This window comes from Paenibacillus sp. V4I9, from assembly GCF_030817295.1.
GTDB lineage: Bacteria > Bacillota > Bacilli > Paenibacillales > NBRC-103111 > Paenibacillus_E.
Window position 1 is genome coordinate 6,059,282 of record NZ_JAUSZE010000001.1, and the last position, 26,992, is coordinate 6,086,273.

Consider the following 26,992-nt stretch of genomic DNA (forward strand, 5'->3'; position numbering starts at 1 on the left):
TTGCAGAAAAGGAAAAAAGCACCGACCGGATAGGTCAGTGCTTGGGTTCAAGCTTTTCGATGCGCTCGCAAATGTCATGCAGCCAATCATAGTCTCCGGTGAGCGAGGCACAGAGCGATAAATTTTCCAGCTTCAAACGGTTCCATACATATGTCGCGTTCGCTTCCATACAAAGCAGTAATTCATCTTGCTCTGCTCGTGTTAACTCTCGCGCTCTGCGTAATGTCCATAACTCCGCCATACGTTGATGAACGGCCAACATGGTCTGGGATACCCTCCTGCTAGTTAAGTAGCTACATTATGCAGTATGGTCAAAAATAGAAGGAATAAAACACAGCAAAAAGACAAATGAGATCAATATCCCATTTGTCTTTTTGCCCGTGTTTTATGATGCAGACGAAGCCACATCTTCTTCATCCGCACTTCCGCTTTCCGTGCCTTCAAGGAAGAATTGAACAAGCTTCACATGCTTTTTCAGCGATTTCTCGTGGATTAGATTGATCTTACCGTTATCCAACACGCCAAATACGTAGATCAATTCCTCATTGTCATGCGACCAATCGAAGCCTTCCAGAAGCTGCAAAGAATTCGTCCATTCCTCGTTATACTCACCGTTCGGGAATAAGAAGCGATTAGCATACAGCGCAATACTTTCTTGAATCACACGATTTGCGGATGTATATTGCGCCAAGCCCGGTTGCTCTGGCATCATCGGCAGGACCGTATTAAAAAATTGGTGAAAAATTTCTACATACGTCGATGGATCGTGGCGAATTTTACGTTGAAGCTCATAGGATGGCTGCATTCTGCCTGAAAAAAGCATCGTCGCTGTCGCATATAACCAGCTGAAACACGTAAAGTTACGATTGAACGAAGTCAAATTGTTGCGACGCTCAACACCGGCTGCTTTGAGATAGACATTATGATCGACAACCTGTTGAATAACCAGATTTAACGGGTCAATGGAGTCGAAGGAATGACCAAGCTCTTTACTCACCAGCTGGACTTTAGAGTTAATGTCGCCGAACAACTGCTGCTCTTCTTCCTCCGTTAAGCCAATATAGATTTGCACAGCAAGCTGTGTTTCCATTAAATCTAGACGTCTTCCCTCAAGCTGATTAATTGTACCTTCAGTTTCCTCAACCTCTTGCCTAATTTCAGCATCCTCTGGAAACTTCCGTTGTTTGATCTTTAGCACCACTAATTTCTTCTCATACCGTCTAACTTCCTTTTGCATTTGATCATTCACATAGCCTAGTGCTAGGATACGATGCTGACCGTCCAGAATAGACAGCTTGGAGCCATGCTTCAAAAGGAATTCCTTCTCGCCCTTGGACAGTTGATTCACTTCGCGCAATGACAGCGTAACAGGTCCGAAGAACACATGATCGAGCTCCCGCTCCTGCAAATAGGTGGAGATTTTGCGTCTTTGCATGTTGCTCAGCTTACGCTGCACCATAGGGTCAATCATCGTATAATTCAACAGATCCTGAACGCGTAAAGCTACAGTTGAAAGTCCGAACTTATCGCAAAAAGGATGAATGGTCATCTTAAGGCGTAATCCTTCCATTAGCTCACGTCCTCCTTGGAATTGTAAGAATCGGCATCGCTGATTAGAAATGCATTCTGATCTTGATAAAAGTTTTTGATATGGTTGTAGGCTTTCATAATGCGAGTCCGTCTCGGCAACCGATCCTTCTCTTCACCCGCATAAATGCTGTTCCAATTCACATGAGGAAGTATTTTCAATACGTGCTCAAGTGCATAGCGATTAAATTTACCTGGTTTCGTAGCTTCTTCATGCATAAACATGGCTAGTGCAATTTGGATATTCTCAGACCATACGATTTCACCCTTAGCTGGCTCAGGCAAGTAATTCAGCAAGCCATTGAAATAGGTTCCCGCCAAGGATACAAGTTCCTGCAGCTCTTTATCCTCATATTGATAGCCATTATTACGAGCTGCTGATTTCATTCTGCCTTCAAACAAAGCAATCAATATTTCAATCAGCAAGTGATAGGAGAACAAATACTCTGGTGACTTACCGCGTTCAGAGAACATATCTACGGTCAGTTTCTGCATAGCTGGCGCTTTGGCTGCAAGCTCCGTCGCAGCAACGTGATAGAATCTGCGCTGATCGCGAAGTACCGCCAGGTTGCCGCCAAGCTTGCGCGGAAGCTTATTAATGTCGGAGAACAACTGACGCTCTTGACGAGCATTAATGTCCAGATAGGTCATGGTTGAGATAGGGAAAGCGTACAAACGGCGCAGCTTCTCCGTGATCTCTTCCATCTTGTCGTACTCACGGCGATCCTTGGCACGAGCCATTTGACTTTGTAACGTCTCCATAATGCGTTGGAAAGCAGCCAAACGATGCTGACCATCCACAACGTACAATTTCTCAATAGGCTGCAAACGAAGCGCTTGTTGATCTTCGTCATAATGACCTGCTCCTCTTGCCGAGAAAATGATTCCCGGGAAATAAATAGGTTGGCGATCTTCTAAATACAAATTAACGTAATCAATTAGCTTAGAAAGATTACGCGGAATAATCGCACGTTGAACTTCTAAATCAACTTCATAGATTGAAAATAGTTTGCTCATGGGCAGTGTAGCTGCAATTGTCGCTTGCCCAAATGTTTGCCCCAAAATTCCGGGAATTTCTACGAACGATGAAGGCTTCTGCTCAGCTAAAAGCTCAGATAATGAGGAAATGGCATCCATATGCTTACCCCTTTCAACAAATAAGTTTTATTTCATTACGTAAACATCTATATGTCTCTCATTCTCCTATTTTTACCAATATCTCTAATTTTCATTCTAATGTACGAAGCCAATCTCCTATTCGCTTTGCCGCCTCAAGTAATCGACCCTCTTCTTGTACCAATGCGATTCGCACAAAGCCTTCTCCCTCGGCCCCGAAAGCGTCTCCAGGAATAACGACAACACCAGCATGATATAACATTTCCCGGGAAATTTGTCGAGATGTCCATCCTTTTGGAATCGGAGCCCATATGAACATGGTTGCCTTTGGTGGTGGTATAATCCAACCCGTTTCCGCTAGCGCCGAGATAAACACATTTCGTCTTCTTTCATACACATGGGCAACGGAGTGATTATGCTCCATGTCTTCCTCTAATGCTGCAATTCCAGCCGCTTGAATGGCACTGAATACACCGTAATCGATATTGGATTTCAGCGTTTTAAGAGCCTTCACTACGCCTGCATTTCCAGTTAGGAAAGCGATTCGGCAACCTGCCATATTAAAACTTTTTGACAGTGAATGAAACTCGACAGCAACCTCCTTAGCGCCTTCTATCTCCAAAATACTCATTGGCTGGTAGCCGTCAAAGGCCATTTCGGAGTAGGCAAGATCGTGTACGACAAGCAAGTCATGCTTCTTGGCATAGGTAATCAAATGCTCAAAGAAAGCACGATCTGCAACAGCAGACAATGGATTGCTTGGATAGTTAAGCAGGATGAATTTCGCCTTAGCAGCCACGTCTACTGGAATGTCCTCTAATTGGGGTAAAAAGTTGTGTTCTGCGCGCAGCGGCAGCAGGTAAGGTTCGACTCCCGCCAACACGAGACTTGCCGAATATATGGGGTAACCTGGATCGGGGACAATAGCAATGTCCCCAGGATCACAGAGTGAAAGCGCTAAGTGAGCAAGACCATCTTGTGAGCCCATCAGAGTCAGAATTTCACTTTCCGGACTGAGCTCCACACCGAATCTATAGCTGTACCATCTGGCAACCGTTTCTCGAAACGCTAAACTTCCTTCGGAATTTGGATAACCATAATGCGCAGGGTTACGAACGGCTTCAGTAATCGCTTCAATAATTCGATCAGAAGGAGGTAGATCAGGACTTCCTATACCTAAATCTATGACGTCTACCCCTTGGTTCATAACCTCTCTCTTCCAATCTGCTACTTCTGAAAAAATAGCCGATCCTAGTTGACTAAGTCTCTTTGATCCTGTAATTTTCATGGTTTATATCCTCTTTATGATGAATTCACTTCATATCATTAATTAATAGGGCGAGAACTGTAAAGCGTTAATCGATAATTCCCACTTGATGAACAAGTCTTATCATATATAGCAAAAACAAAACGAGCGCAAGATAAGCGATTCCAAATTTCCAACGTGTTTTCGCAGGGACATCATAGTAAACCTCCTGTATCCCTAGAGGTGAATAATCCACTTTTATTTGCAACCCTAAATAAAAACCATTCTCTTTCTGCATACGTTCCACTTTGATTAATTGAACTCTTTTAATAATGGATTGCTGAGGCAATAAAGCATGACCCTCGAATCCGATCCCCTGCCAGTACATCACAATGGTTTGTCTACTTTCCGCAGGGCCCTGCGAATCCGAGTAAGTTAAATATTCTAGATCTCGTGTGTGATTTTCCCCCGGAATGATATATCCCTGCTGGAGCAAATGATCAGCCGCAAAATCAAACCGAGTGGAAACCGAAAGAAGCTCTTCTCGATTTCTGTATTTCACGTATTTTTTATACAAATCCCAAGCAAACATGGCCCATATGGCGAAGAAAATAAGTTGACTTACACGGCTATTTATATAGAAAATAAATACCAAACCGCCGATTAAACCTAGTATCCATAACCAACGAGTGACTGCTGTAGAAATTCGCCCGCCATCTAGAGGATGAATAGGGAGTAAATTAATTAAATTTAAATAAAATGCGGCATAGGCAACCGAAACAATGACAGGAGAATCGGTATATACGCCCAAACCAAAAGCGGCAACACCACCAATGGTCCCAAGAATAGGCCCCCCTATGCCAATAAACGCTTCTGTTGCTGCATCGGTAGGATTCTTTTTCATTGTAATCAGTGCTCCAAGAAAAGGGATAAATACTGGCGCTGACACTGGAAGCCCCTTTATCTTGGCAGCGAAAACATGACCGAGTTCATGGATAAGAATCATCAGAACAATGCCAATCGCAAAGGGTAATGGAGCGAGATAGGCATAAGCCCAAATAGTAATGAACATCGAGATGATGGCTCCGCCAGCTTTACCAAGCTTTAGTAAGCCTAAGAGCAGTTTCCCTTGGGATAATAGAACAGCTATGAAACCGCCAATGGCTAGTGGTGACTTTTTACCTGCTGGTTTCTTCTTCTCTTCCAACCTAAGATCACCCCTTCGCCCATACTTCGTCATACTCAGCTTCCTTGAAGCCCACTGTTACTTTATGGCCATCGGTTACGATCGGACGCTTAATCAACCTGCCGTTCGAGGCGAGCAATTCGAGCATTTGCTCTTGCGACATGCTGGGTAGTTTGTCTTTCAGGCTCATCTCTTTATATACTTCTCCGGACGTATTAAAAAACTTTTTGATTTCCAGACCGCTATCACTAAGCAGCTTAGCCAATTCCTTGGCAGAGGGCGGCGTATCGAATACAGCGACATTTTCTGTAATATCTACATGATGATCTTTCAACCACTTTACGGCACTACGGCATGTCCCGCATTTATCGTAACAAAATACTTTTACTCCCATGATGTTTAAAGCTCCTTTAAGTCTAAGTTGATATGAAACGAACTACTTAAAATTCTGATCTAATTGATAAGGAAAGTCAAGTTATAACAAAGAAAAACCATCCTACAAAAGGGATGGTTCTGAATATCTAGTTACTTTCCTGCAGCCATGATTGTAAAACAGTTAAATCCGCTGGCAGAGGAGCATGAAACTCCGTCCATTCCCTTGTTCCTGGATGCACAAAGCCCAGTTTATACGCGTGCAAAGCCTGGCGATTGAGCCGTTCACTGGCCTCTAATGCTGATAAACTCTGCTCAAACTCAGGAAGTGTGTACATCTTATCTCCAAGCAGTGGATGTCCCAAATGGCGCATATGCACACGAATTTGATGTGTCCGGCCGGTTTCAAGCCATATTCGAACTAAAGCGGCATGCGCGAATTGTTCCACAACCTCATAATGAGTTACTGCCGAATATCCGTCAGGGGTAACGATACGAACATGCGGCTGTTCAGGATCGCGATCAATGGGTTCATTGATCGTTCCGCTTTTCGCTATGATGACGCCCCATACAAAGGCCAGGTATTCTTTTTTCACCTGATGCTGAATCATCTGCTCTGATATTTGCTGGTGCACATAGGGCGTCTTTGCGATTGCCAATACACCTGATGTATCTTGGTCAAGCCTATGAACGGGGCGGAAACGGCACGTAATGCCCGCTTGCTGCCAGTGATACACAACGCTATTGGCGATCGTGTTCAAATAATGCCCATGCGTCGGATGTACGATGATACCTGCATCCTTGGCTAGTATTAACAGATGCTCATCTTCATGCAGAATGTGCAGAGGAAGATCCTGCGGCAAGATATCCTCGGATTGCTCTTCTTCCATGCGAATCTCTACACGATCGCCAGCTTTCACCTTAATGTTGATGTATTGCCTTACCCCATTCACCGTTATTCCCTGCTCGGTCAGTTTAATGCGGGATAGCAATTTGCGAGAGACCATCAATCTTTTTTGCAGCACCGTCTTGAGTATAAAGCCCTCTTCCTCAGGCGGTACGATGTATACTAACGGTTCATAATAACTCATGATTTACGTCTAAACACCTCAGCGCTTCGCACATATTCCACATCCGTAATACCTTCACGGTGATTCGCAGTGCGGGCAATGGTGAAGAATAAATCGGACAGTCGGTTCAAGTATCTGCGCACTTCTGGATTAATTGCCTGTGTTCGCGCTAGCGTTACCACCCGGCGTTCTGCTCTACGGCATACGGTACGGCAAACATGAAGTGTGGATGAAACGGTGCCGCCGCCCGGCAAAATGAATCGTGTAATATCCGGAGTTTCAGCATCATATTTATCAATCCAAGTCTCAAGCATATCGACCATTTCCGCTGTTACTTTATAAGGACGCAGCTCTTGCTTCAAGAGAGCAAGATCTGAACCGCAATCAAACAATTCATGCTGCACCTGCAGCAGATCCGGGAGTAAATCAGGATACTTCTCAGGATCCATAAAGCTCATCGCCTGACCCACATAACAATTCAGTTCATCCGTTGTGCCATAAGCCTCAACACGATCATCGTCTTTATCCACACGACCACCGATTACGCCTGTTTGCCCCGCATCTCCAGTTCGAGTATAAATTTTCATTTTCAAACATCCTCCCTTTTCCAAGGCTTTGATATATCCATCATCTCATAAACACGATTCATATCCAAGTGACATCTAACGTGGTCAGCCAATCTATCGAAGGCAGCCTCTCGACGTTCTTTAAAACGAAGGCCACCATCAATTAGGGATAATCCTTTATGCTTGCGAATACGATTTAACCAGGCTCTGCGGAAGTCATCATTATGCAATATCCCGTGTAAATACGTCCCCCAAACGCGCCCATGATCCGCAGCTGCCCCATCTCCGTGCAGAACATTGTCAGAGCTTTCATCATCGAGGCTGGTAAAAGCCTTAATCTGGAAAGGCGTTACCATTTCTTGCAAATAACGCGTCCGCCCCATGTGGATTTCATAACCATCAATGACAATCTCAGAGCTATTTTCAGCAAAAAGTGTACTGCTTCCCTGAACTTGAACGGTCCGTTTATCGGAAGTAAATACCGTCTCCGTTGGTAAAAGCCCTAGTCCTTCTAGCTCAGGATGATCTGATTCATAGCCGTTTGGATCAAGCAGCTTGGCGCCCAACATCTGATAGCCAGCACAGATACCGGCGACCCAACCATTCTCTGTTTGCGCGAAAACCTTCACTCGTTCTGCCAAACCAGATTCATTCAAATACCTTAAATCGTCCATCGTATTCTTGCTGCCTGGGAGCAAAACGGCATCCGGTTCACCCCATTCGGATAGGTGGGTAATATAGCGGAAATGGACATCTTTCTCCTCTTGCAGGGGATCGAAATCCGTAAAATTAGAGAGACGTGGCAAGCGAATGACCGCGATATCCAGCTGTTCTGCCAGTTTCCCTTGAGAGCTTTCAATCCGTTTACTCTGCATGCGCTTGGAATCTAGTGAAGCTGAGTCCTCATCCTCAATGCCTAACTGCGGCAGATAAGGAATGACCCCAAGAACAGGTTTCCCCGTCTTCTCTTCTAGCCAATCCAAGCCCGGTTTCAGCAGACTAACATCTCCACGAAACTTATTTATAATAAAGCCTTTAACCCGGTCTCTTTCCTCAGGTGTCAAGATCTCCAAAGTGCCTACGATTGATGCAAATACGCCTCCACGATCAATATCAGCAACAAGAAGCACAGGAGCGTCTGCCCAACCCGCCAGCCGCATATTTACAATATCGCGGTCCTTCAGATTAACCTCAGCAGGGCTTCCCGCCCCCTCTAGCACCACTACATCATATTGACTGCGCAGCCGGATTAAAGCTTCCTTCACAATCACTTCAGCCTGCGGCAAATAGGTCTCTCTATACGTCCTTGCATCAAGATCAGAGTATGGCTTCCCATGAACAACGACCTGAGCAACCATGTCTTGCTTCGGCTTAAGCAGGATCGGATTCATATCCGTTGTGGCTAAAATACGACAGGCATCCGCCTGTACCCCTTGTGCTCGGCCAATCTCTTTGCCATCAAATGTAACATATGAATTAAGGGACATATTTTGCGACTTGAATGGCGCCGTTTGCCAGCCGTCTTGAACTAAAATGCGGCACAGTGCGGCCGTTAGAATGCTTTTACCCACGTCGGAAGCTGTGCCCTGGACCATCAATGTTGCAGCTTGTATAGTCTTATTCGTCATCAGCTTGCCCCCGGTTCTGCATGAATTCTGCCATCATGTGACGTAACCCAGCTATTAACCGTTCGTTGTCTTCGCGAAGACGTATCGCAACCCGGCAGTAGCGTTTATCCAATCCTTCAAACAAAGAAGCATCTCTGATTAAAATACCTTGATGCCCCAAATGCTTCTGGGCCATCTTCACATCGATGCCCATCCACTCAGGAAACGAAAAAAGCAAAAAATTCACATCACTAGGCACGACCTCAAGACCCAATTGCTCAAGCTGCAAGGTGAGCCATAGCTTCTCTTCCTTCAGCCACTGCCAGCTGGACTGCTCAAATTCCTCATCATCAAGAACAGCTGTACCGATGCGCTGTGCTAAATAATTGACACTCCACTGCACCTGAAGATGTTGGATTTGCCGAATCATATCCGGGTGAGCCACCATAAAGCCTAAGCGTATACCCGGGATGGAATAAAATTTCGTCATCGAGCGGATGACGACAAGCTGCTGACTAGTGGAAGCGAGTTTGAGTAAAGAGTGTTCCTGCTCATTTGGCACAAAATCCATGAAGGCCTCATCGAGCACCAATCTACGGTTGCTCTGTATAAGCATATCCAACACTTGACGAGGAACCAGCTTCCCTGTTGGATTATTCGGATGACCTAGAAAGAACAAGTCCACTGCCGAATATGCGGCTTCAATATCTTGCTTCTGCAATTCAAAATAGTGTTTTGACGTTAGAGGAATGTTGTAAATACTCCCTCCTGATTTATGAACAGCTTCCTCATATTCACTAAAAGAAGGCATCGCTAATCCGGTAACAGAGGACTTTAACACTCGAGCAGTCAGATCGATCAGTTCCGCTGCCCCGTTGCCAACCAGAATGCTTTCCACCCCGATATCATATTTCAATGAAAGCTTGTTTCTCAGCTCACGCACGGCGGGGTCGGGATATTTGACCATATCGCGCCACCCGTCTCTGAGAATATGCTTCACAACCGAAGGAGGACCTAACGGATTCATATTCGAGCTGAAATCCAAGAATTGCTCCTTCGGACGGCCAAAGGCTTCTTCCGCCGTCCAAAGGTCGCCTCCATGCCCATAGCGTTCTAGCATGAAATTCACTCCTTTCACATTGGTATGAGTTATATACATTTGAGGCTGCGACTATCTCTGATCTATTGGAATTTCTAAGGTGACTTCCCGAAACAGAAAGTGTATTGCATTGGAAAAAATTGAATGTAGGATGAACACTGAATAAATGAATCCTTCTCTGTTGAATGATGTTGTAGAAAGTACAACATTGGTAATCACTATAGCCTGTCTACCCTCACAAAGCTGTTACGAAAATGGTAATGCCCAACAAAAGTAGTGTTTCGAGGAGTTCATTCAAGGCACCATATGTATCTCCAGTTAAACCGCCTAATTTACGGCTTATATACGTGGCTAAAAGCCAACCTATTAGAATTGTGCCTATAGCAAAGCTAAAAATAATAGTTAAACCATAGAATAAGGAGAAAGATATCACGCTAGAATCAAGCCATGTGGAAAACATAGTGACAAAAAGCGTAGTAGTAAAGAGGGCTACTATTCCGGACATAGTCACATGCCATTTGGTAACTCCTCGAAAAAAACTCCCTAAACCTGAGTCTCGCCGGGCATAGGGCCAACCATAAATAGCTGCAACCATAAACCAACGACTCCAGATGGGAACGATGGCAAGTAAGAAGCATACACTGCCCATTCCACCAGTACCTAGCAAGGTGTAAAGAAGCGAAAATTTGAGGAGCAGGTGGAGAACACAAACGATGACACCCATGGCGCCTACGCGACTGTCTTTCATGATTTCCAGCATTTGCTCACGGGGTCTGTGGCTAAGAATACCATCAGCGGTATCCATTAGCCCATCTAGATGCAGGCCGCCTGTTAAGACGACCCAGAACCCAAGCAGCAGAACGGCTGCGGGCATCGCAGGCAGGACAAGGCTTAACCCTTCGCCTGCTAGGAGTAAAAGAAGACCGATGACGAATCCCGCTAGCGGATAGAATATCACGCTTCTTCGGAATACTCGGTCTGTATAGTCAATTTGCACAGGAATCGGCAAACGGGTTAAAAACTGAAAGGCTGCTATGCAAGCACGCAGCCAGTCTAGTAAAACAGTACGAGTAGTATGCACAGCAATCCTCCCATCACTACAAAGCTGACGCCGTAAAGCATCCTCACGGCGTAGACAATATCCTGCTGCATCCGTGGACGCAGCGGCCAGCCCAGGCGGGCGCGCTCACTCGCAGCGCCGCCATAGACGTTCAGCCCGCCCAGCTCAATTCCGAGTGCCCCGGCTACCGCCGACTCCGGAATTCCGCTATTCGGGCTGGGGTGCAGGTGCGCGAAGCGGCGAATCGCTGCCGCTGTGCGCTTCGCCGAGAGGCCCGGCTGCAGCAGGGCGACGAGGATCAACAGGAGGCCGGTCAGCCTAGCCGGGATCCAGTTCATAACGTCGTCCCAGCGGGCCGACGCCCAGCCGAAATGACGGTATCTGTCATTTCGGTAGCCCACCATCGAATCCAGTGTATTCGATGCCCGGTACAGCATCGCGAGCGGCGCTCCGCCGATCAGCGCATAGAACAAAGGCGAGATGACCGCGTCGACGATGTTCTCCGCAACGGTCTCCACGACTGCACGCGTCAGTTCTTCCTCACCGAGCTCATCCGTATCTCGGCCTACGATGTAGCCCGTGTACTTGCGAGCATCTGCGAGATTCCCTATACGCAGCGGATTGTAAACTAGATAAGCGGCATCTTTTAATCCTTTAATAGCTATCGTTGTGGAAATGAACCACGTAGAGACCAAGTATCCAAGCCACTCATGTATCGAGCGAGCAGCAAGAATGAGCACCAATATAAGGCAAAAGCTTAGCATTACAGTAGAGACTGTAAGCAGCATACCCTTAGCTCTCAGCCATCCAGACGATTTAACTGACGTCTCTTTTCCTTTATGTAACTTGCCTTCTACCCAGCGAATGAAGCGTCCGATGAGAATAACCGGATGTGTCGGCCACTTCGGATCACCAATCAGCCAGTCCAGCGCAATGGCAGCAGCCGTCATACTAACGATCTCCTGCCAAGAATATATCCACATATTGATCACCGTTCCATGCCTAAAGCCTTATTTATTCCAGTCGATAAGCTCTGCTTTTTAGCTCCATGGGTATGCCTACAGTGACAAGGAATACCTGCTGACATACCTCAGCTAAGCGTTGATTCATTCGTCCTGCCAGATCACGAAAACTGCGGCCAAGCGGATATTCCGGCACAATGCCGTCACCCACTTCATTCGTAACCAAGATGAGGTGTCCACGGTAGGAGGAGACTTCTTCTACAAGCTCGTCTATGCGTTTCATTACCCGAGCAAACGCATCTACATCTCCCTCATGATGGAGCAACCAGTTGGACAGCCAAAGTGTCAAACAGTCGACCAAGACCACAGCTTCCTCCCCGCTCTCCTGCAAGCAGAGCAATAGCTCCCGCAGTTGGAAAGGCTCCTCCCGGGTATCCCATGGATACCCCGAGGCAAGCCTCATCTGCTGATGCAGCTCAACCCGCTCCTTCATTTCCTCATCATAGATGTGGGAAGTCGCGATATAAATCCCTCGTTCGCTGCCATGCATGGCGAGCTTCTCCGCGAAGGAACTCTTGCCGCTGCGCGCGCCGCCCGTAACCAAAACCGCCATGGCGTCTTCGCCTCCTTATCGATGCTTACTGCGTAAGCTTGCCTTTTATCGGCATGCCCCTAAACGGCTAACCCCGCGACACGCCTGCGCTTTCGAATGTCGCCATTTCCTTCATGATTTTGCCTGCGGCATCGATCAAGTGAAAGGCAAGCACCGCGCCCGTTCCTTCGCCCAGGCGCATATCCATCTGCAGCATCGCTGCGAGGCCAACCGCTTCGAGCAGCTTCGCATGTCCCTGCTCCTGCGATAAGTGCGAGGCGAGCATGTAGGACGCGCTTAGCGGTGCTAATCGGCTCGCCACAAGCGCAGCGGCCGACGAGATGAAGCCGTCGACGACCACCGGACAACGATTCTTCGCTGCGCCGAGAATCACGCCAACAAGTCCGGCGATCTCCAATCCGCCGACCTTCATCAACACATCGAGCGCGTACTCAGCGCTTGATCTGTTCACCTCACCCACAACAAGCCCATTAACAACCAAAGCCTTATTCACAACCGACACTTTATGCCGCCATTTGTCATCATCAATGCCCGTTCCCCGGCCAACAGCCAGGCTGGCATCCAAGCCCGTCAATGCGCACAGAATCGCTGCGCTGGCCGTTGTATTGCCAATCCCCATCTCTCCCATAGCAAAGAGTCGATAGCCCTTTTCCACCAACTCATCTACAACTTCTACACCAGCTTGTATTGCCTGCACAGTCTCATCCAACGTTAATGCCGCTTCACGCGCCATATTACGCGTCCCTTTCCTTACTTTGCGAGAAACGAGATTAGGATGCTCCAGGTCAGCATTAACCCCCATATCGACACAGACAACTTCAGCGCCGGCATGTCTGGCAAGAACGTTGACAGCAGCCCCGCCATATAGGAAATTAAGCACCATTTGAGGCGTTACTTCCGCCGGATATGCACTAATCCCTTCCTCACATACGCCGTGATCCCCGGCCATTACGATGACCGCTTTTTTATCAAAAACCGGCATCACTTCGCCCGTAATTCCGGCAACCTGACGCGCAATATCTTCCAGTTTCCCTAGGCTTCCCTGCGGTTTCGTCAATTGATTCAAATGCTCATTCGCTTGGTTCACCACATCTTGATGAACAGGCTTAATGCTATCTATAATCGCTTGCAACTTATCCATGACTGTGTCCTCCTATAGCTCAACTATTTTCCTGGCTGTAATAAAATTTGCGGCGCATCGTTAACGGGGTGCTGCAGGACAATCGGTTCAGTTCCATACACTTCGCTGATTAATCCGCTGGTAATGATTTCATCAGGTGTTCCTATCGCTGCTAGCTCGCCATTATGTATAACCATTAATCGCGTGCAGTACTGTGCAGCCAAATTCAAGTCATGCAGGACAGCTACAACCGTCAACTCGGATTCGCACTGCCATTCCTTGATGTAGTCCATCATCTGTACTTGATATCCGATATCCAGGAACGTTGTTGGTTCATCCAGCATAAGCAGCCGTGGCTGCTGCGCCATCACTTTAGCAAGCGCGACACGCTGCCGTTCACCGCCGCTGAGGCGCTCGATTGTTCGATCAATCAGCGGTTCCAAGTGCAGCTTCCGGACAATACCCTCAATTAAACCTTCCGCATCAGCCGACTCCTCACCGAGCCAATTCTGAAAAGGATATCGGCCCATCTCCACCACTTCACGGACCGTAAAGCCTACTGGAGGCAGCGCATCCTGCTGAAGGACAGCAAGCCATCTAGCCAGTTCTTTCCGTGAATAAGCGGATACTAACCGGCCATCGAGTTCAACACTTCCGTTTTTAACAGGATCAATCCCTGATATTAGACGGAGTAACGTCGACTTACCGCTGCCGTTTGGCCCAATAATGCCAAAAAATTCACCCTGCTTAATTTCAAAGCTTATGTCCTCCAACACTTGCTGTTCACTAAAGCTTCGGGAAAGGTGCTCCACTTTAATCATCTTGATCAACCTCTTAACGTTTTCTTATCCTTATGGAGCAAATAAGCAAAAAATGGCGCACCCAGAAATGCCGTGATGACTCCGAGTGGAATTTCGGTTGGACTCAGCAGGGTGCGGGCAAGTGTATCTGCCCAGAGGACATAAATGCCGCCGCCAATTGCGGACAATGGAATAATCAAGCGATAATCCGGCCCTACCAATAATCGAACTAAATGTGGCACGATGAGCCCGACAAAGCCGATTACACCAGCAACGGATACCGCAGCGGCAGTAAGGAATGTAGCCACAATAAGTACAATCAGCTTCGTACGCTCTACACTAACACCGAGATGTGACGCCTGCCGCTCACCCAGAGCCAGTAAATTTAACGACCTTGCATAGCTAAGCAGCACGACAAAACCGATAAATAAATAGGGTGAAATGATATATGTATACGACCAACCTCGCATTGCCAAGCTGCCCATTAGCCAGAAAATAATTTCATTAATGACTTGATTGGAAATAGACACCATGAATGATACGATTGCCCCTAGAAATGCCTGCATGACCACGCCTGATAAAATAAGGGTCTCCATCTTCAGCTTCCCTTCGATCTGAGCAAGCTTAAGAACCAGAAATAAAGAAAAAAGTCCCGTTACGAAGGCAACAATAGGAATCGACCATTGTCCAAACCACGCCACTTGCAGCCCAAAATAGATTAAAAATGCGGCTCCTACAGAAGCCCCCGAGGATACACCGAGTGCATAAGGATCCGCAAGTGGATTGCGCAGCACACCTTGAAAAGCTGCCCCTGCAATTGAAAGTGAGGCCCCTACAAGAATCCCGAGTAATACACGGGGAAATCGCACTTTATTGATAATTTGTTCCGACGACTGCGGCCAGGTGGCATCGATGTGATCTCCCAGCCAAGGAAGATGCTTGGCGAGAATACTGGCAATTTGCAGAACCGGAAGATTAGCGGTACCCAGCGACAAGCTCGCCACAATAGAAAGAAGAAGGAGTATGACCCCTACTCCTCCCCATAGCATTAATTTTCTTTTCATTTTATTTCACCAGTTCGGGATAAATGCCTTTCGCCATTTCAAGCAGCCCATCGGTCATTCTTGGACCCGGACGACTGAGCATGTTCTGGTCGAGGCCAATCACCTGCTTATTTTTCACGGCATCAATGGCATCCCAACCGCTTCGTGTGCGGATAATTTCCTCTAGCGGTTTCTTGCTCTTACTATCAACTACGCCATTGGCGAACAGAATCACACCTGGGTTTTGTTGAATAATTTTCTCTTCACTGATTTGATACCAGCCTTTTCCGTCTCCTGCAACGTTAATCCCGCCACATAGCTTGATAAGCTCATCCATAAATTCACCGCTGCCAACTGTCCATCCCGGGGCAAATTCAATGTATACCTTTTTCTTGTTCTCTTGCTTCACGTCTTTCACTGCATTAACAACCTTTTGACGGTCCGCTTTCATCTTAGCAACCACTTTTTCCGCTTGCTCCTGATGATCCGTAATAATTCCGTATGTTTGAATATTCGCAATGGCATCATCCACCGTTTTGGGCTCCACTTTAAACACATTGATATTCAAAGCACGCAGCTTTTCTACCGTATCGGATTTCATAGAAACCCCAGTAAACACAACATTTGCGTTAGATGCGATCACCGCTTCTTGGTTAGGTTTCGTTATGCTGCCAAGCTTCGGCTTCGTTTTCGCCGCTTCTGGATAATCATCAAAATCAGATACGCCAACAATATTAGCCTCCAGCCCAATTGCAAAAAGGGCTTCAGTCTCCGCCGGAGACACAGATGCAATACGCTCAGGCGCTTTATCAAAGGTAAACTCCTTGCCCGTAGCATCCTTTATTTTCAATGGATAGACCGTCTTTTTGGCTGCTGTTGATGGTGCTACCGTCGTTGCAGCAGGAGCTTTCGTCCCCTCCCCGCCAAGCTTAGACGGATTAGAAATTTCCGTTTCCTTTTTGCCGCAAGCTGCGAGACTAAATGCTGTTACTAGCGCTACTGTAAGAATAAATGCTTTTTTTACTGAATTACTTTTCATCTGGCAAACCCTCTCTCTAAACAATTTATTTCGATTGACCCTAACAAAAAAGCCCCTTTGTTCTCGAAGGAACAAAGGGGACGATAAATCGCGGCGCTCAGCAACCCCTAAGGTTGCTTCCTGATTTAACGCGATCCTTTTCCTCGAAGGATGTCGTAAACGGCACCATGGGCAGGTATCCTGGCTCTCCTGGCAACTGATGCCTGGATTACAGTGGCGGGACCGCGCCGGACTTTAACCGGGCTTCCCTTTTAAGTGGCAATCTCTTCGTAATGAGCTTACCAGCACCTATGGCTGCATATTTTACTATCAATCTATTTGTCGATTATAGACTTCTTGTTACTTTTGTGCAATTACTTTGAGAACTTGCTTCGACTCATTCAACTTCGGAGCATTTTGAGGAATAAAAGCCACCAAGCCTTTTCCTTCAAAACCTTGCTCTTTCATCCATTTGTTTCCTGTAAGAGGAATACCATATAGATGCTTTTCAGCAGGTTTGCCCTCTTCTGCTATTTGAATAACGCCATCCGGATAGTCTTCCGGTTTGATGGTATCATCCAAAGAAACGAATCCCGCTTGATTACTTAGTGATTTGAATTGATCTTCGGCAAGAATGAAGATGCCGTTGCCTCCTGCTGCCAGCTCTACAATCATTTTTTCCATCGAGAATATAGGTGATGTATTGATTTTGACTGTAGGAACCTCGCCCACCTTGGATTTCAAAGAAGCCTCCAGCTTGTCCCCCGCTTCACTTGGAAAACCATTAGAGCCCATTATAAATATAGATACATCCGGCTTCGGCCCGCCGCAACCCGTAAGCATCACCATAAGCCCCACCATCATAACCAACAGCCATTTCACTTTCATGTTGTGAGCGTACCTCCGTTTGTTATCTGAATCCATCGATAGTCGCGAGAAAAGTCGGTTTTCACCGACTTTTTTTCCCATTATGCATATATTCATTTATTTTTTGGTCTAGGATTGTGCTTAATTCGACGACGGAATCAGATGTCATTTCTTCCCCATCAAAAACCATCTGTTCTAACCTGCGTCGCAGAGAATGAATCTCTTCTTCTAGTAAGGTAAGGGAGTTTTGCTTCTTCGCACGCTTGGTCAACCAACGTTGTCCGAAATCTTGTTCACGAATTTGAAAATGTTTTTGATAGGTTGATAGTTGATATTCCAAAAAAGCCATGCTCATCCCTCCTTACTACAAGAATACCAGTTTTCATCAATAATGAACATATTTATTTACGTTATACATTACAATTTTCTCATGAAATTTCCAATTCTCTCTAATGCTTCATTTAGTTGAGAAACACTATAGGCATATGAACAACGTAAGAAGCCTTCTCCACCTAAACCAAACACATCTCCAGGCACGGCAGCAACCTTTGACTCAAATAATAGTCGCTGCGCAAACTCTTCTGACGTTAATCCTGTAGCGACAATACTTGGAAATGCATAGAAAGCGCCTTGCGGCTCATGACATTCAAGACCAATATCTCGGAACCCTTTTACAATCAGACGTCTGCGCTGATTATAGGACTCGATCATCCGATCTTTCTCTTCCAAACCATTCGTCAACGCCTCGTGAGCAGCAACTTGACCCATGACTGGTGCGCACATCACGGTATATTGATGAATTTTGGTCATCGCCGAAATCAGCTCCTGGTGACCGCAGGCATATCCCATCCGCCAGCCTGTCATAGCAAAAGCTTTGGAGAAACCGCTAACTAAGATTGTCCGGTCTTTCATTCCTGGAATAGCAGCGAAGCTCACGTGCTTCTGACCATAAGTCAGCTCCGCATATATTTCATCGGAAATGACAATAAGATCGTTCTCTTCAATGACTTTGGCAATCGGAAGCCAATCCTCATAGGTCATAATACCGCCTGTTGGATTGCTAGGATAGCAGAGAATTAATATTTTGGAGCGTGGCGTAATCGCGTCGCGAAGTGCTTTCTCAGTCAGCTTGAACTGGTCCCTCGCGAAGGTCTCGATCCCAACAGGTACGCCGCCGCTTATGCTCGTGATTGGGGAATACGAAATATAACAAGGTTCAGGTATAAGAATCTCGTCGCCAGGCGTTATCAAAGCTCGGAGAGCTAAGTCAATCGCTTCACTGCCGCCAACCGTAACAAGGACTTCATTCGATGGCTCATATTTCACTTTAAAAGACGTATGAAGGTAATCGGCAATCGCTTCACGAAGCTCAGGTATACCTGAGTTTGGCGTGTATTTCGTTCTACCGCGTTCCAAGGAATGCACAGCTGCTTCACGAACATGCCAAGGTGTTGAGAAATCCGGTTCCCCTACACCAAGAGAAATAATATCTTCCTTGCTGTTACTCACTAAATCAAAAAACTTCCGAATACCTGAAGGCTTCATTTCACGTACGGCAGGAGCGAGGTAGTCCTGCATCGATTTTACCTTGTTCTGCTGGATCGTTATCTCATCTTTGATCATGGCGTTCCCTCTTCTTTACGGCGAAACGAGCATTCGGTGATCGTCTTCCTGATCCTCGAATATAATGCCGTCTTGTTTGTATTTTTTTAATATAAAATTCGTCTTTGTTGAAAGTACACGATCGATCGGCGAGAGCTTGTTGGACACGAAAGAAGCGACTTGTTTGAGGGAACTTCCCTCAATTTCTACAAGTAAATCATAAGCGCCAGACATGAGATAAACCGATTTGACTTCTGGATATAAATAGATCCGTTCCGCGATAGCATCAAACCCGTGTCCGCGTTCCGGCGTAATTTGCACTTCAATTAGGGCGGTAACCTTTTCGTCATCCACTTTACTCCAGTTAACTACTGTCGCGTATTTGACGATGACCTTATCCGCTTCCATCTCGCTTATCGCTCGCGCCACCTCGGCCTCCGCCGTTCCTAGCATAGTGGCGATCAAGTCCGCACTCCTGCGGGCATCTTCCTTCAGTAGTTCGAGAATTTTAAGCTTCAAAGCATCCATGGTTAAACCTACCTTTCTGAAATCTGATTCGTTCATCCTTTAATCTTACAATGAATTGCTGTCCTAATTCAATTACTGAGCTTGTTTTAGAGCGGAATATTTTTGTATAACCGAAATTTCCACCCCACAAAAAGGAAAAAGGCCACTCGGATCTCCGAATAGCCTCTGCTTACCAGCATCAGGATTGGCCGTGAATCAAACTAACCTTCAATTCGGCCTGCAGCAATTTGTTCATCATGGTTTCAATTTCACGATGCTCATACGTAGGACGCACATGGACATGACATTCTCCCGCCATACAACCGATTCCGACAAGTTTATTCTCATCATAAACCGAGATAACGTGCTCCGATTGGAAATCGTTCCAATTCACAGTCGCTTGAGCTCCAAATGTTATGCATTCTTCTGTATATGTCTGTATAAATTCCTGAAATTGACCTTCTTCAGGAAGCGCGTTAATATAGGCTAATTTCACAGTATTTCCACCTTTCACTTTAAACCATCTCACACTTATAATTATACTCAATTATGTATTTTTATTCAACACCTTCAATATTTTTTTTATTAAGAAAACATATAGAACGGCCCATCCGAATCTTTTGGATCCGGTGGGCCGCTTATATTTGCTAATTTATTCATGAGTTTAATCAAAAATATCCATACTCAAATATCTTTCGCCCGTATCCGGTGCAATACAGAGCACTCTCTTACTCGCGCCTAACTTACGGGCAACCTGCATACCTGTCCACACCGAGGCTCCAGCCGAAGGTCCTACAAGAATGCCTTCTTTGCTGGCCAGATCTTTCATGGTTCGGATCGCATCTTCGTCAGTCACCTGTACGATCTGATCGTATATGCTTGTGTTCAGAATTGCAGGAACGAAGCCTGGACTCGTACCAACGAGTTTATGCGGACCTGGGCTTCCTCCAGACAGAACCGGTGAACCCTTCGGCTCTACCACATAGATCTGAATATCCGGCAGCTTCGCCCGGAGCACCTCGCCTGTTCCGGTGATCGTTCCGCCCGTACCTGAGGTAGCAACGAATGCATCCAGACGCCCTTCCATTTGCTCCAGAATTTCAGGAGCAGTTGTCGTCCGATGAATGCTTGGATTCGCCGGATTCTCGAACTGCTGTGGGATATAGCTGCCAGGTATCTGATCCCGCAGCTCCTTCGCTTTCTCAATCGCTCCCGGCATCCGCAGCGCGGCGGGAGTGAGAACGACCTCTGCGCCGTATGCCTTGAGCAGATTAATTCGTTCTTTGGTCATGTTGTCCGGCATGATTAGAATGGCTTTATAGCCTCTGGCTGCCGCATTCATGGCAAGTCCAATGCCTGTATTACCGCTCGTCGGCTCGATAATCGTAGCGCCAGGACGAAGCAGTCCATCTTTCTCCGCCTGCTCGATTAAATTAAACGCTGCGCGGTCTTTAACACTGCCGCTTGGATTGAAGTATTCAAGCTTCACGTAGAGCTCCGCATCATCCGGACCTACTAATCGATTAATTCGTACGGCCGGAGTATCACCAATCAGCTCTGTGATACTATTCACCATTTTTTTATGTGTCAAGGGTTACCCCCTCCTCTTCCCAACAAACAATCTATACCCACATTTTTATCGGGAAGTACCAAAGATGTCAAGGTCTAATTACTGCTAACTGCTTCCTCATAAAGAACCAGCTGACCAGCGATGAGCTGCCAATGATCAATAACAGTACGTTTATCACAAGCGGCGCCTTACTCCACGAAATGACACAAATGAATAAGAGCACTCCGCAAACACGCCCCACATTGAGTGAAAGCTCACGAAGCACAATGTACTCCTCCCGCTGTTTAGCACTGGCTTCATTTGAACCAATAAGATCAAATACAGCCGACACCATAGGCACCGAATACATCGGATAGAAAAGCGAAGCTCCTATGCCGAAAATAAGTAAAGTGCTATACCCCATTTTCCAGAAAAAAGGAATAATAACGGCAACGATCATAGCAGCGCCAATCAGCATACTGATCCTACGAAAATGCGGCTTAATAAATCGTCCCGCCACCCAGAAACTCACTAAGGATACCGCAGAAGTAATCAGTACAAATTTACCTAAGCTCGCTTCACTTGATGTGGCTATGTAGACGAGGAGTGCAATCATGAAGCCAAAGACCCCTTCTCGAACTCCTTGAAATACCAAGGCTAAGCAAACGCGCTTCCAGGGTGTTTCAGCTTGCCTTAAACAACGAAAAGGAAACAACCATTCGTAGGTACCTTGTAATTTCCGTTTTTTCAAAAAGAAGCTGATAATCACGCCTAGCAAAAAGATACCTAATGAGATGGAAAAAATTAACCGATATCCAGCGCCATCTCCCAAACTAACAATTAGTAAACCGGAGATCCATGGTGCAACTATTCCTGCGCCAGAACCTAATAGTCCCACCCAACCATTGAACCGATCTCGATTATCAGGATCCGTCACCTCAAAATACACAACGTTAAACGCAATCCAGAATAAGCCGGCTGATATTCCCTGGACCATACCTAACCAAACAAAATAGTGAAAACTGTTTACTCCAAGCCACAAAACCAGCATATAAAAGCCCGCGGAAACTGCTACGCCAAGCCGTAAGCAGTTCATTTTATTGTGTTCCTTCACCCATTTTCCTGCTAACCAGAAGGTCAGCGCCATTGTCAAATGCGTCGTTAACGTAAACCAACCGATTAAAGCGTAGTCATTTTTGGCCTTCCATAAATACACACCAACGAAAGTTCCCGACAAAGCATTTGCACTGCCAAACAACGTATGAACAATGAGCAAAAGAATCGCCTGAGCATCTAGCTGGCCTTTCTTCTGTGAACCCTTAACTTCGATAGCTCCACTTCCACGATCTTCAAAATAATTGCTTCTAGTGGCATCTATTACCCTACTTGGTTGAACAAACTGCTTACTCTGATCCTTTTGCATACTCCTCCTCACCTTTCCCCATAGATCGAAATAACTCTTGTTAAGCTTCCCCAATCGAGTGAAAATATGAGGCTTGACATATAAAAAAACCGAATCCATAAAGGACTCGGTTTCATCTGCTACTCCGATTTAATACGTTCAACCATAAGAAGTCGATCTGTATCAGATAAGATTTTCTCCACCTTAAAGCAAGACGGACATACAAAGACATTCGAAGTAAAGGGACCTGTTAGGAAAGCACTTCCTAAAGTTTTGGGAATAACAGGCGTGAAAGAGGAGCCACTCGTGACCTCAGTACCTGCAAACAACAACAGTTCATGACAGCTTGAGCACTCGGGTGCCTCTTCTTGTTCGTCAGTAATATGCTGAACTTTTTCTCCGTATTTATCGAGAGGTTCATCCGAATCATCCCAAGCCAATGATAAATCTTCATCTGAATCGGCATATTCTTGTTCATCAAAGCGGAGCGGTTGACCTGTTTGTTTCACCTTTAAATCAATGCTTCTATAATCGTTCAGTTCATTAAAACAGTGTGGACATTCATCTTCTGGTCCAATTTCCGGATCCCAAACAATCTCCGTTTGGCACCAGGGACAAACTATTTCCTCATTGGCACTCATTACGTAATCCTCCAACCTAATGCATTCATGCATATTTCAATAAATAATAAACCCCTGCCGCCATAAATACAAATGCAATGGCAAACAAAGTGCCCCACAGGTATTTCATTGTTCATGCCTCCAAGATTATGTATGATTCTAAGTTACACAAGCTCCGACCACGTAGGAAAGGGAGACAGAAAGCGTCAAGGACAAGAAACCTACAGCGCGATTATCTTTTTTGATTTCTTCATCGATTTTGAAATAAGGCGTCAAGAATTCAAAAATGAAGTAGGCAACCAGCAAAAGCAAGAAACCGTACCCTGCCCAGATGAGGGAATGAATCATCGTGTCATTGTTTAGGATAGCGAATCGGAACAGATTACAAATCCCAAAAATCTTCCCACCTGTAGCCATCGCTACAGATAAGTTGCCTTTTTTGATCTCAGCCCAGTCATCATATTTGGTGACCATTTCGAAAATCGTTAGAAATACAACAAGCGCGATTACAGCAACTGCAAAAAAGGCAAGCGTCGATAAATATGGGTTACTTAGCAATACATCCACCTCTTCGTTCATATCGTCTCCTGCCTTCCTTCGCGAAAGATAGAAGAGACTGAGTTTGACTCAGTCTCTCGCAGGTACTATTAGTATATCATTAGGATTGTTTTTTTTCAGCAAGCTTTGCTCTCATAGCGGCCAACTCATCATCAATTCCGCTGCTGCTTCCGCCAAGTCCGTCAAGCTCATCATCTAAGCTGCGGTTTTTAGCACGAATTTCACCGCTTGCTTGCGCTTCAGCTTCCATTTGAAGCACTTTTTCGCTCATACGGTCAAAACCTTTAGCTGCATTGTCCGTACCAAAACCAGACATCGCTTGATTGATTTGCTTTTGAGCTTTTGCTGTTTCAGCACGAGCAATCAACAAATCCTTCTTGTTCTTCATTTTGTTGAACTCGTCTTTCATTTCCGTCAATTGGCTGCGAAGTTGATCTGCATTCGTTTTCGCAAGATCATATTGGCGTTTCAATTCATCGTAACGTCCTTGGTGCTCTTTCTTGTCTTCCAAAGCGCGGCGAGCAAGGTCTTCATTGCCTGATTCAAGAGCTTTCATAGCTTGCTCAGTACGTTTAGTGACCATCTCTTCGGATTCTTCAAACTGAAGCTTGAATTTCTTCTCAATTGCGATTTGCTTAGCTACTGCAGCCTCAGCCTCCATGATATCTTCTTCCATGTCACGCAGAAACTGATTTAACATCTTAATAGGATCTTCTGCTTTATCCAACAAGTCATTTACCGAAGCCATTGTCATATCACGAAGTCTTTTAAAAATTCCCATTTTTGAATTCCTCCTAAGGTTTATAAACATGTATTTTAAAATTAGGGTATTGCGATTGCTAATTTTTTAATCACCGGTGCTTACACATATTACATACGCAGTCCCATAGAATGAGTTTCAAAAAGATGAAAAATTTAAAAAAGTTATTTCAATTCGACGATTGTAACTCCTGCTCCGCCTTCGTTGTAGTTCCCCATGCGGTAGCTCTTCACATGTTTATGACGGCGCAAGTATTCCTGCATTCCAGTACGCAGCACACCTGTTCCTTTGCCATGAATTAAGTACACTTGACCTAAGTTGCCCAAGAAAGATTCATCAAGGAATCGATCAGCCTCTATTAGAGCGTCCTCCATGTTGAGGCCGCGCATATCCAGTTCCATCCGGATGTTATCATCCCGTGTTCTTTTGACGGTTGTAGCTACCTGATGAACTGGCTTTTTCTGTGCCGTGCTGCCGATCTTCTCGAGATTCGTCAACTCGACTTTCATTTTCATAATTCCCAATTGCACCGTTGCTTCTGTGGCGCTAACAATATCAACGACGTGACCCTTCTGACCCAGGGTCACGACACGCACTTCATCCCCGGCCTCGATTCTCTCAGGCCGCTTCTTCGCCGCGCGAACCTGCTTCTCGCGCAGCTCCGGCGCCGCCTGATCGAGGCGGCGCTTCGCTTCTACCAGCCGGTGATCCTTGACCCCACCGGCTTCCTCCTGCGCCATGCGCCGCAGCTCTGCGATGATTTCATCTGCCTCGCGACGCGCCTTGGCGACAGCCTCACGCGCGTCGCGTTCGGCCTTCTCGAGCAGTTTATCGCGCTGCTCGTCGAACTTGGCTTGCTGAGCCTCCAACGTTAGGCGCATCTCTTCCGCCTCTCGTCGCATCCTCTCAGCGCTTTGGCGCTCAGCTTCCGCAATTAAGCGGTTCTCCTCAAGCGACGCGATCATTGATTCAACGCGCTTATCCTCTTCGCCCACCTGCGTACGTGCATGCTCAATAATGCGCTTAGATAAGCCCAGACGCTCTGCAATCGCAAACGCATTACTTCGACCTGGAACACCTACTAACAAGCGGTAAGTCGGACTTAGCGATTGTATATCAAATTCCATGCTTGCATTAATGGTGCCTTGCTTTTGATAGGCATACGCCTTTAACTCCGAATAGTGCGTCGTTGCAATGATTCGGCAACCGATTTGATGAATATAATCCAAAATCGAGATCGCTAAAGCCGAACCTTCAGCAGGATCGGTACCTGCTCCAAGTTCATCCAGTAAAACCAAGCTTTTTGGTGTCATATCTCTTAAAATACTTATGATATTCGTTATATGACTCGAAAAAGTACTTAAATTCTGCTCGATGCTCTGTTCATCACCAATATCCGCATAAATCGCATCGAACACACATAACTGACTGCCTTCCTCAGCTGGTACAAACAACCCTGACATCGCCATTAAGCTAAGGAGTCCCACTGTTTTGAGGGAGACTGTTTTACCACCTGTATTTGGCCCGGTCACAATTATTTGTGAGTAATCATTGCCCAACTCCAAATCAAGCGGCACTACGGAATCAGCCGCGATAAGCGGATGCCGGCCTCGCTTAATTTTAATGAAGCCCCGATCATTTAATCTAGGCATTGTAGCTTTCAGTTCCCTAGCTAGACCAGCCTTAGCAAAAGTAAAATCAAGCTCAGCCAATTGATCCACATCCAACACAAGTAAATCCACTTGTTCAGCAACGAGCTCTGTTAGTGCGCGTAAAATCTTCTCAATTTCAACTTCTTCCTTAAACTTTAATTCACGAATTTTGTTATTTAATTGTACAATAGCATCTGGCTCAATATATAGCGTCGCACCCGATGCTGACTGATCATGAATCATCCCGCCAAAGCTGGATCGATACTCCGATTTAACAGGGATTACAAAACGGTCGTTACGAATGGTGATCAATACGTCCTGTAACATTTTCTGAACTGATGCATTGCGAAGCATTTGTTCTAACTTTTCGCGGACTCTTCCTTCACCTGTGCGTAATTCGCTTCGCACACGTCCCAGTTCAGGGCTCGCACCGTCAACAACAACAGCATTCTCATCAATACAACTATTAATTTTATCTTCTAATGGCTTATTTTCTGTGAGTAATTCAACCTGCCCTTTGAGCATCGGAATCGTGTATTCCTCATGAACCGCGAGAACAAACCGCTTTAACCTGCGTGTACCGAACATTGTCGTCGAAATATCCAGAAGCTCCGCGGGATTTAACATTCCGCCAATTCTAACTCGGTGCAATGAAGATCTAATATCACGAATCCCACCAAAAGGGGCATTCCCCTTCAATCGCTCTACATTCACAGCCTCATCAGTTGCTTGCAACCGAAGCTTGACGAGTTCAAAATCACCCTTAGGTTCAAGCTTTTCCACGGCATCCTTACCTAGCGAAGTAGACGCGTGATGAGCTAGTTTATGTAAAATCTTCTGATAATCTAATGTTTTAATTATTTTCTTATTCAACTATCCCAACCTCATTTCTCTACCCTATATTATAAACCAAAACAAGCATGATTAGCTACGGAGACAATCGTTTTATGGAAGATGCTGCCTACCATAATATTCACTCGATTTGGATACACTAAGCTGTGCACCTATCC

The 26,992-nt window shown here is 45.9% G+C and carries 28 protein-coding genes and 1 riboswitch; all 28 genes read right to left on the minus strand.

Going from position 1 to position 26,992, the window contains the following annotated elements:
* Positions 1-34: 34 nt before the first annotated feature.
* The 28 genes from QFZ81_RS27945 to QFZ81_RS28080 all read right to left on the minus strand — a co-directional run bounded on the left by QFZ81_RS27945 (position 35) and on the right by QFZ81_RS28080 (position 26,855).
* On the minus strand, positions 35-262 hold the full coding sequence (locus QFZ81_RS27945; RefSeq protein WP_307439314.1) for a DUF7667 family protein: 228 nt from the start codon (positions 260-262) through the stop codon (positions 35-37).
* A 123-nt stretch (positions 263-385) separates the two neighbouring features.
* Positions 386-1,570, minus strand: a complete 1,185-nt coding sequence (locus tag QFZ81_RS27950; protein ID WP_307605487.1) for a DNA sulfur modification protein DndB — start codon at positions 1,568-1,570, stop codon at positions 386-388.
* Complete coding sequence (locus QFZ81_RS27955) at positions 1,570-2,724, minus strand: DNA sulfur modification protein DndB (RefSeq protein WP_307605488.1); 1,155 nt, start codon at positions 2,722-2,724, stop codon at positions 1,570-1,572. The genes QFZ81_RS27950 and QFZ81_RS27955 overlap by 1 nt, the downstream gene beginning before the upstream one ends.
* A gap of 91 nt (positions 2,725-2,815) precedes the next feature.
* Positions 2,816-3,991, minus strand: a complete 1,176-nt coding sequence (locus QFZ81_RS27960) for an aminotransferase class I/II-fold pyridoxal phosphate-dependent enzyme (RefSeq protein ID WP_307605489.1) — start codon at positions 3,989-3,991, stop codon at positions 2,816-2,818.
* A 67-nt stretch (positions 3,992-4,058) separates the two neighbouring features.
* Entirely contained in the window at positions 4,059-5,189 is a 1,131-nt protein-coding gene (locus tag QFZ81_RS27965) for a site-2 protease family protein (protein WP_307605490.1), read from the minus strand.
* Positions 5,164-5,532 (minus strand): arsenate reductase family protein, encoded by a 369-nt coding sequence (locus QFZ81_RS27970; protein WP_307449410.1) that lies wholly within the window; start codon positions 5,530-5,532, stop codon positions 5,164-5,166. Before QFZ81_RS27970 ends, QFZ81_RS27965 begins: the two co-directional genes overlap by 26 nt.
* 124 nt (positions 5,533-5,656) lie before the next feature.
* Positions 5,657-6,598 (minus strand): RluA family pseudouridine synthase, encoded by a 942-nt coding sequence (locus tag QFZ81_RS27975; protein ID WP_307605491.1) that lies wholly within the window; start codon positions 6,596-6,598, stop codon positions 5,657-5,659.
* Positions 6,595-7,164, minus strand: coding sequence for a cob(I)yrinic acid a,c-diamide adenosyltransferase (locus tag QFZ81_RS27980; RefSeq protein WP_057304810.1), 570 nt, complete (start codon positions 7,162-7,164; stop codon positions 6,595-6,597). The genes QFZ81_RS27975 and QFZ81_RS27980 overlap by 4 nt, the downstream gene beginning before the upstream one ends.
* A 2-nt stretch (positions 7,165-7,166) precedes the next feature.
* Positions 7,167-8,771 (minus strand): cobyric acid synthase, encoded by a 1,605-nt coding sequence (locus QFZ81_RS27985; RefSeq protein WP_307439300.1) that lies wholly within the window; start codon positions 8,769-8,771, stop codon positions 7,167-7,169.
* Complete coding sequence (gene cobD, locus QFZ81_RS27990; RefSeq protein WP_307605492.1) at positions 8,761-9,870, minus strand: threonine-phosphate decarboxylase CobD; 1,110 nt, start codon at positions 9,868-9,870, stop codon at positions 8,761-8,763. Before cobD ends, QFZ81_RS27985 begins: the two co-directional genes overlap by 11 nt.
* Before the next feature lie 214 nt (positions 9,871-10,084).
* Positions 10,085-10,930: an adenosylcobinamide-GDP ribazoletransferase gene (gene cobS / locus QFZ81_RS27995; RefSeq protein ID WP_307439296.1), complete on the minus strand. Its 846-nt coding sequence runs from the start codon at positions 10,928-10,930 to the stop codon at positions 10,085-10,087.
* Positions 10,903-11,892, minus strand: coding sequence for an adenosylcobinamide-phosphate synthase CbiB (gene cbiB, locus QFZ81_RS28000; protein ID WP_307607060.1), 990 nt, complete (start codon positions 11,890-11,892; stop codon positions 10,903-10,905). The genes cobS and cbiB overlap by 28 nt, the downstream gene beginning before the upstream one ends.
* Before the next feature lie 31 nt (positions 11,893-11,923).
* Positions 11,924-12,484: a bifunctional adenosylcobinamide kinase/adenosylcobinamide-phosphate guanylyltransferase gene (cobU, locus tag QFZ81_RS28005; RefSeq protein WP_307439293.1), complete on the minus strand. Its 561-nt coding sequence runs from the start codon at positions 12,482-12,484 to the stop codon at positions 11,924-11,926.
* Between the two features lie 67 nt (positions 12,485-12,551).
* Positions 12,552-13,625, minus strand: coding sequence for a nicotinate-nucleotide--dimethylbenzimidazole phosphoribosyltransferase (gene cobT / locus QFZ81_RS28010; protein WP_307605493.1), 1,074 nt, complete (start codon positions 13,623-13,625; stop codon positions 12,552-12,554).
* A 23-nt stretch (positions 13,626-13,648) separates the two neighbouring features.
* A complete protein-coding gene (locus QFZ81_RS28015; RefSeq protein ID WP_307605494.1) occupies positions 13,649-14,425 on the minus strand; it encodes an ABC transporter ATP-binding protein in 777 nt (258 codons plus the stop codon).
* Positions 14,426-14,430: 5 nt separating this feature from the next.
* Positions 14,431-15,468, minus strand: coding sequence for a FecCD family ABC transporter permease (locus tag QFZ81_RS28020; RefSeq protein WP_307439289.1), 1,038 nt, complete (start codon positions 15,466-15,468; stop codon positions 14,431-14,433).
* A gap of 1 nt (position 15,469) precedes the next feature.
* Complete coding sequence (locus tag QFZ81_RS28025) at positions 15,470-16,486, minus strand: ABC transporter substrate-binding protein (RefSeq protein WP_307605495.1); 1,017 nt, start codon at positions 16,484-16,486, stop codon at positions 15,470-15,472.
* Between the two features lie 153 nt (positions 16,487-16,639).
* Positions 16,640-16,793, minus strand: a riboswitch (cobalamin riboswitch).
* A 32-nt stretch (positions 16,794-16,825) separates the two neighbouring features.
* On the minus strand, positions 16,826-17,353 hold the full coding sequence (locus tag QFZ81_RS28030) for a type 2 periplasmic-binding domain-containing protein (RefSeq protein ID WP_307439286.1): 528 nt from the start codon (positions 17,351-17,353) through the stop codon (positions 16,826-16,828).
* A gap of 61 nt (positions 17,354-17,414) precedes the next feature.
* A complete protein-coding gene (locus tag QFZ81_RS28035) occupies positions 17,415-17,681 on the minus strand; it encodes an aspartyl-phosphate phosphatase Spo0E family protein (RefSeq protein WP_307439284.1) in 267 nt (88 codons plus the stop codon).
* A gap of 68 nt (positions 17,682-17,749) precedes the next feature.
* Entirely contained in the window at positions 17,750-18,955 is a 1,206-nt protein-coding gene (locus QFZ81_RS28040; protein WP_307439282.1) for an aminotransferase class I/II-fold pyridoxal phosphate-dependent enzyme, read from the minus strand.
* Positions 18,956-18,970: 15 nt separating this feature from the next.
* A complete protein-coding gene (locus tag QFZ81_RS28045; RefSeq protein ID WP_047677420.1) occupies positions 18,971-19,462 on the minus strand; it encodes an Lrp/AsnC family transcriptional regulator in 492 nt (163 codons plus the stop codon).
* A gap of 178 nt (positions 19,463-19,640) precedes the next feature.
* Positions 19,641-19,937, minus strand: coding sequence for a hypothetical protein (locus QFZ81_RS28050; protein WP_307439279.1), 297 nt, complete (start codon positions 19,935-19,937; stop codon positions 19,641-19,643).
* A gap of 168 nt (positions 19,938-20,105) precedes the next feature.
* Entirely contained in the window at positions 20,106-21,017 is a 912-nt protein-coding gene (cysK, locus tag QFZ81_RS28055; protein ID WP_307607062.1) for a cysteine synthase A, read from the minus strand.
* 82 nt (positions 21,018-21,099) lie between these two features.
* On the minus strand, positions 21,100-22,413 hold the full coding sequence (locus tag QFZ81_RS28060) for an MFS transporter (RefSeq protein WP_307605496.1): 1,314 nt from the start codon (positions 22,411-22,413) through the stop codon (positions 21,100-21,102).
* Positions 22,414-22,532: 119 nt separating this feature from the next.
* Complete coding sequence (locus tag QFZ81_RS28065; RefSeq protein WP_307439275.1) at positions 22,533-23,033, minus strand: hypothetical protein; 501 nt, start codon at positions 23,031-23,033, stop codon at positions 22,533-22,535.
* Positions 23,034-23,171: 138 nt separating this feature from the next.
* Positions 23,172-23,591 carry a DUF350 domain-containing protein gene (locus QFZ81_RS28070; RefSeq protein WP_029194077.1) on the minus strand — a complete coding sequence of 140 codons (420 nt, stop codon included), beginning with the start codon at positions 23,589-23,591 and terminating at the stop codon, positions 23,172-23,174.
* A gap of 79 nt (positions 23,592-23,670) precedes the next feature.
* Entirely contained in the window at positions 23,671-24,351 is a 681-nt protein-coding gene (locus QFZ81_RS28075) for a PspA/IM30 family protein (protein ID WP_307439272.1), read from the minus strand.
* A 143-nt stretch (positions 24,352-24,494) separates the two neighbouring features.
* Positions 24,495-26,855 (minus strand): endonuclease MutS2, encoded by a 2,361-nt coding sequence (locus QFZ81_RS28080; RefSeq protein ID WP_307605497.1) that lies wholly within the window; start codon positions 26,853-26,855, stop codon positions 24,495-24,497.
* Positions 26,856-26,992: the final 137 nt, after the last annotated feature.

Bases quoted from the DNA above. Each gene is read 5' to 3' on its own strand.
- QFZ81_RS28065 (WP_307439275.1), bottom strand. From the start codon at position 23,033: ATGAGTGCCAATGAGGAAATAGTTTGTCCCTGGTGCCAAACGGAGATT.
- QFZ81_RS27960 (WP_307605489.1), bottom strand. From the start codon at position 3,991: ATGAAAATTACAGGATCAAAGAGACTTAGTCAACTAGGATCGGCTATT.
- QFZ81_RS28070 (WP_029194077.1), bottom strand. From the start codon at position 23,591: ATGAACGAAGAGGTGGATGTATTGCTAAGTAACCCATATTTATCGACG.
- QFZ81_RS28040 (WP_307439282.1), bottom strand. From the start codon at position 18,955: ATGATCAAAGATGAGATAACGATCCAGCAGAACAAGGTAAAATCGATG.
- QFZ81_RS28020 (WP_307439289.1), bottom strand. From the start codon at position 15,468: ATGAAAAGAAAATTAATGCTATGGGGAGGAGTAGGGGTCATACTCCTT.
- QFZ81_RS27985 (WP_307439300.1), bottom strand. From the start codon at position 8,771: ATGACGAATAAGACTATACAAGCTGCAACATTGATGGTCCAGGGCACA.
- QFZ81_RS28030 (WP_307439286.1), bottom strand. From the start codon at position 17,353: ATGAAAGTGAAATGGCTGTTGGTTATGATGGTGGGGCTTATGGTGATG.
- QFZ81_RS28045 (WP_047677420.1), bottom strand. From the start codon at position 19,462: ATGGATGCTTTGAAGCTTAAAATTCTCGAACTACTGAAGGAAGATGCC.
- cysK (WP_307607062.1), bottom strand. From the start codon at position 21,017: ATGGTGAATAGTATCACAGAGCTGATTGGTGATACTCCGGCCGTACGA.
- QFZ81_RS28060 (WP_307605496.1), bottom strand. From the start codon at position 22,413: ATGCAAAAGGATCAGAGTAAGCAGTTTGTTCAACCAAGTAGGGTAATA.
- QFZ81_RS28075 (WP_307439272.1), bottom strand. From the start codon at position 24,351: ATGGGAATTTTTAAAAGACTTCGTGATATGACAATGGCTTCGGTAAAT.
- cobT (WP_307605493.1), bottom strand. From the start codon at position 13,625: ATGGATAAGTTGCAAGCGATTATAGATAGCATTAAGCCTGTTCATCAA.
- QFZ81_RS28025 (WP_307605495.1), bottom strand. From the start codon at position 16,486: ATGAAAAGTAATTCAGTAAAAAAAGCATTTATTCTTACAGTAGCGCTA.
- QFZ81_RS27980 (WP_057304810.1), bottom strand. From the start codon at position 7,164: ATGAAAATTTATACTCGAACTGGAGATGCGGGGCAAACAGGCGTAATC.
- cobD (WP_307605492.1), bottom strand. From the start codon at position 9,870: ATGCTAGAACGCTATGGGCATGGAGGCGACCTTTGGACGGCGGAAGAA.
- QFZ81_RS27965 (WP_307605490.1), bottom strand. From the start codon at position 5,189: ATGACGAAGTATGGGCGAAGGGGTGATCTTAGGTTGGAAGAGAAGAAG.
- QFZ81_RS27950 (WP_307605487.1), bottom strand. From the start codon at position 1,570: ATGGAAGGATTACGCCTTAAGATGACCATTCATCCTTTTTGCGATAAG.
- QFZ81_RS27955 (WP_307605488.1), bottom strand. From the start codon at position 2,724: ATGGATGCCATTTCCTCATTATCTGAGCTTTTAGCTGAGCAGAAGCCT.
- QFZ81_RS28035 (WP_307439284.1), bottom strand. From the start codon at position 17,681: ATGGCTTTTTTGGAATATCAACTATCAACCTATCAAAAACATTTTCAA.
- cbiB (WP_307607060.1), bottom strand. From the start codon at position 11,892: ATGTGGATATATTCTTGGCAGGAGATCGTTAGTATGACGGCTGCTGCC.
- QFZ81_RS27945 (WP_307439314.1), bottom strand. From the start codon at position 262: ATGTTGGCCGTTCATCAACGTATGGCGGAGTTATGGACATTACGCAGA.
- cobU (WP_307439293.1), bottom strand. From the start codon at position 12,484: ATGGCGGTTTTGGTTACGGGCGGCGCGCGCAGCGGCAAGAGTTCCTTC.
- QFZ81_RS28015 (WP_307605494.1), bottom strand. From the start codon at position 14,425: ATGATTAAAGTGGAGCACCTTTCCCGAAGCTTTAGTGAACAGCAAGTG.
- QFZ81_RS27975 (WP_307605491.1), bottom strand. From the start codon at position 6,598: ATGAGTTATTATGAACCGTTAGTATACATCGTACCGCCTGAGGAAGAG.